At 71.4% G+C, this 3,451-nt stretch carries 3 protein-coding genes; all 3 read right to left on the bottom strand.

All coding sequences use genetic code 11. The features are described from left to right. Window positions 1-149: 149 nt before the first annotated feature. Window positions 150-1,424: an MFS transporter gene (locus KGQ19_RS48065; protein WP_212022263.1), complete on the bottom strand. Its 1,275-nt coding sequence runs from the start codon at window positions 1,422-1,424 to the stop codon at window positions 150-152. A 236-nt stretch (window positions 1,425-1,660) separates the two neighbouring features. Further along, the gene (locus tag KGQ19_RS48060) at window positions 1,661-2,680 is read right to left on the bottom strand and encodes a hypothetical protein (protein ID WP_212022261.1); all 1,020 of its coding nucleotides are present in this window, start codon (window positions 2,678-2,680) and stop codon (window positions 1,661-1,663) included. A 100-nt stretch (window positions 2,681-2,780) separates the two neighbouring features. Continuing rightward, window positions 2,781-3,410, bottom strand: coding sequence for a dCTP deaminase (dcd, locus tag KGQ19_RS48055; protein WP_212022259.1), 630 nt, complete (start codon window positions 3,408-3,410; stop codon window positions 2,781-2,783). Window positions 3,411-3,451: the final 41 nt, after the last annotated feature.

Here is a 3,451-nt window from a genome sequence, read left to right as displayed (position 1 = left end):
GGCCGAGGCGGATCTTGGGCCGCGCGGCCGGGCGAGGCGGGGGGGCGGATCTTAGGTCGCGCGGCGGGGCGGTCAGGGCGGGCCTCAGGCCGCGAGGCGAGGCAAGGCGGGGGCGGGGACGTACCTCAGGCCGCAGGGCGGGGCGTACCTCAGGCCGCGGACCGCACCGCCAGCCGCTCGGCCAGCCGGCTCGGGGTGTGCGCGACCAGCCGCTCGCGCATCGACATGTCCTTCACCCGGGCCAGCGCATAGGCCGCGATCACCGCCGCGACCAGCGATATCAGCCCGCCGCCGCCGACCGCGTAGCGCGCGCCGAAGTGCTGGCCGACCCAGCCGACCAGCGGCGAGCCGACCGGCGTGCCGCCGAGGAAGACCACCATGTAGACGCTCATCACGCGCCCGCGCATCTCCGGCTCCACGCCGGTCTGCATGGTGGCGTTGGCCGCGGTGGTGACCATGATCGTCATCACCCCGACCGGCAGCAGCAGCGCCCCGTACAGCACCGGGTCCGGCATCAGCGAGACCACGGTCGCGGCCAGCCCGAAGCCGCAGGCGGACAGCAGCACCAGCGCCACCCCGACCCGCTTCTTGCGCGCGGTGACCAGCGCGCCGGACAGCGCGCCGAGCGCCAGCATGATGTTCAGCAGGCCGAAGACGCCCTTGCCGAGGTGGAAGGTCTGGGTCGCCATCAGCGTGCTGGTCAGCTGGAAGTTCAGGCCGAAGGTGGCCAGGAAGAACATGCAGGCCAGCACGGCCACCAGGTCCGGGCGGGTGCGCAGGTAGGTGAAGGCCTCGCGGTACTGGCCCTTGGCCCGGACGATCGGCACCGGGGCGTGCAGTTCCTCGCGCCGGATCAGGGCCAGCGCGGTGATGATCGCGATCGCGGTGATGGCGTTGGTGATGAACACCCAGCCGACGTCCATCACCGCCAGCGCCAGACTGGCCAGCGCCGGGCCCAGCATCCGGGCCAGGTTGAAGGTGGCGGCGTTCAGCGAGACCGCGTTCGGCAGCGCCTCGGGCCCGACCAGCTCGATCACGAAGGACTGGCGGGCGGGGTTGTCGAAGGCGTTGACCGTGCCGCCGATCAGGGCGATGACGTAGACCTGCCAGAGCTGGACCGCGTTGGAGACGATCAGCAGGCCCAGCGCCAGCGCGCACAGCCCGGTCAGCGCCGCGGTGAGCATCAGCAGCCGGTTCTTGCGGTAGCGGTCGGCCAGCGCGCCGCCCCACAGGCTGAATATCAGGGAGGGGCCGAACTGCAACGCGGTGACGATGCCGAGATCGGTGCCGGAGCCGGTGAGCGAGACGACGAGCCAGTCCTGGGCGATTCGCTGCATCCAGATACCGGTGTTCGATACCACCATGCCGCCGGCGAAAAGACGATAGTTACGGATCGACAGCGAGGAGAAGGTGGCTGACTTCACGGCTGGGCAGGCCCCCCAAAGGTGCTTCGTCCCGACGGCCCGTGCGGCACGCGGGGCGAAACTTAGCCTACCTTAATATTTGAACTCCGGTAACCCCCCAGACCCGGGTGCTGGGCTTACTGAAGTCGGGATGCGGGCAGCGCTACACGCCTGGCGCGAGCACTGCTTCGACCCCAGCAGGGTCAGCACCACGACTCCGGCGCGGACATCATCGAGCGCGCCGTGTCATCTCCCTGTCATCTGGTGGTGAACGTCCTGGTTTCCTCGGGGAAGCCGTCGGCGTCGAGATGGATCCCGCCGGTGACCTCGGCGATGAGCGCGGCCGCGGCGCGGACGGCCTGCGCCGGATGCGCACGCGGGGCCGCGGCGCGGGGCACGAGCGGCGAAGCGTCGCAGAACTCATACACGCTACGCGGCCAGGCCGCGTCGGCACGCTGCCGCAGGGCGAGCGGCAGCCGGGCCGACGGCCACCGGCTCTCCGGGCCCGCCGGGCTGACCCGGACCTCCAGCAGGTCCCGCTGCCGCAGGATGTAGCCGCCGCCGTCCGGGACCACCTCGCGGACCAGGTCCGGCGCGATCGGCCGCAGGATCTCGCGCAGCACGATCCACGGCAGCATCTCGTGGCTGAAGACGGCGTGGTCGGCGTCGCCGGGCAGCGCGGGGTCCTCGTGCGGGGCGTGGATCGGTCCGCCGGGCAGCCGGGCGACCCCGCGCAGCCGCTTGGCCAGGCCGCGGACCAGGTGCCAGGCGTCGGCCTCGGGACCGGTGGGCAGGCCCTGCGGGTAGCGCAGGCGGAGCAGGTCGGCGTGCCGGCTGTCGACGATCTTGGTGCGGGCGCGACGCACCTCGGCGACGTAGGCGAGGCCGAGCGACGCGGCCGGACCGGCGGTCGGCAGGCCCGCGTCGGCGCGGAGCATGGGGGTCAGGCGCAGGGGGCCGTGCCAGCGGATGCCTTCGGCCAGGGGGGCGGGAGCGGGGAGCGCCGGGGCGGCGCGATCGGCAGCCTCGGCGCGGGTCGGGTGCGGCACCGCCTCGGACCCGGGCGGCTGCGGGGCCGGCCCAGGGACCGTCATCCCCGGCCGCTGCTCCGCCCGCCGCTCCGGCTGCCACCCCGGGTTCCAGGCGGCGACCAGCCCGGAGACCGTCCCGGGAGCCTGGAGCGCGGACAGCAGCAGCACCGGGTTGTCGCGGAGCAGGCGGTCCGGACGGGTGGCGGGCTGGTCCGCCGTACGGGCGAAGGGCCAACGAGCTGACAAGGCGACCACACCGTCACTGTGTCAGCGGGCGGGGCCCGGTATTCGTATCCGGGCCCAGATTCACCCGGTCGGCGGCGCTGGGTGCGCCACCTGATCGACGTCAGCCTTCGTCGCCGAAGCCCGCCTCGGCCTCCGCCGCGAGCTTGTCCGCCTTGGCGATGTCCGTCCGATGGAAGCCCTTGTAACTCCGCGACGGCGTCGGCCCCCGCTGGTTCTGGTACCGCGACTGGTTCACGGCCGAACCGTACGGATTCTCCGCCGCCGACGACAGCTTGAAGAAGCACAGCTGACCGATCTTCATACCGGGCCACAGCTTGATCGGCAGCGTCGCGACGTTCGACAACTCCAACGTCACGTGCCCGGAGAACCCGGGATCGATGAACCCGGCAGTCGAGTGCGTCAGCAACCCCAGCCGCCCCAGACTCGACTTGCCCTCCAGCCGCGCGGCCAGATCATCCGGCAACGTCACGACCTCATACGTCGAGGCCAACACGAACTCGCCCGGATGCAGAATGAACGACTCATCCCCATCCGGCTCCACCAACCGCGTCAGCTCAGGCTGCTCCTGCGCCGGATCGATGTACGGATACCGGTGGTTCTCGAACACCCGAAAGAACCGGTCCAGCCGCACATCCACACTGGAAGGCTGCACCATCGCCGGCTCGAACGGATCTAGAACAACCCGCCCCGCCCCGATTTCCGCCCGGATGTCCTTATCTGAGAGCAACACGGACCCCACGCTATCGGCACCAGGCACACACCCCCTAATGC

The sequence above is a fragment of the Catenulispora pinistramenti genome, assembly GCF_018274385.1.
Classification (GTDB): Bacteria; Actinomycetota; Actinomycetes; order Streptomycetales; family Catenulisporaceae; genus Catenulispora; species Catenulispora pinistramenti.
This window is presented reverse-complemented; position numbering and strand designations above follow the sequence as displayed.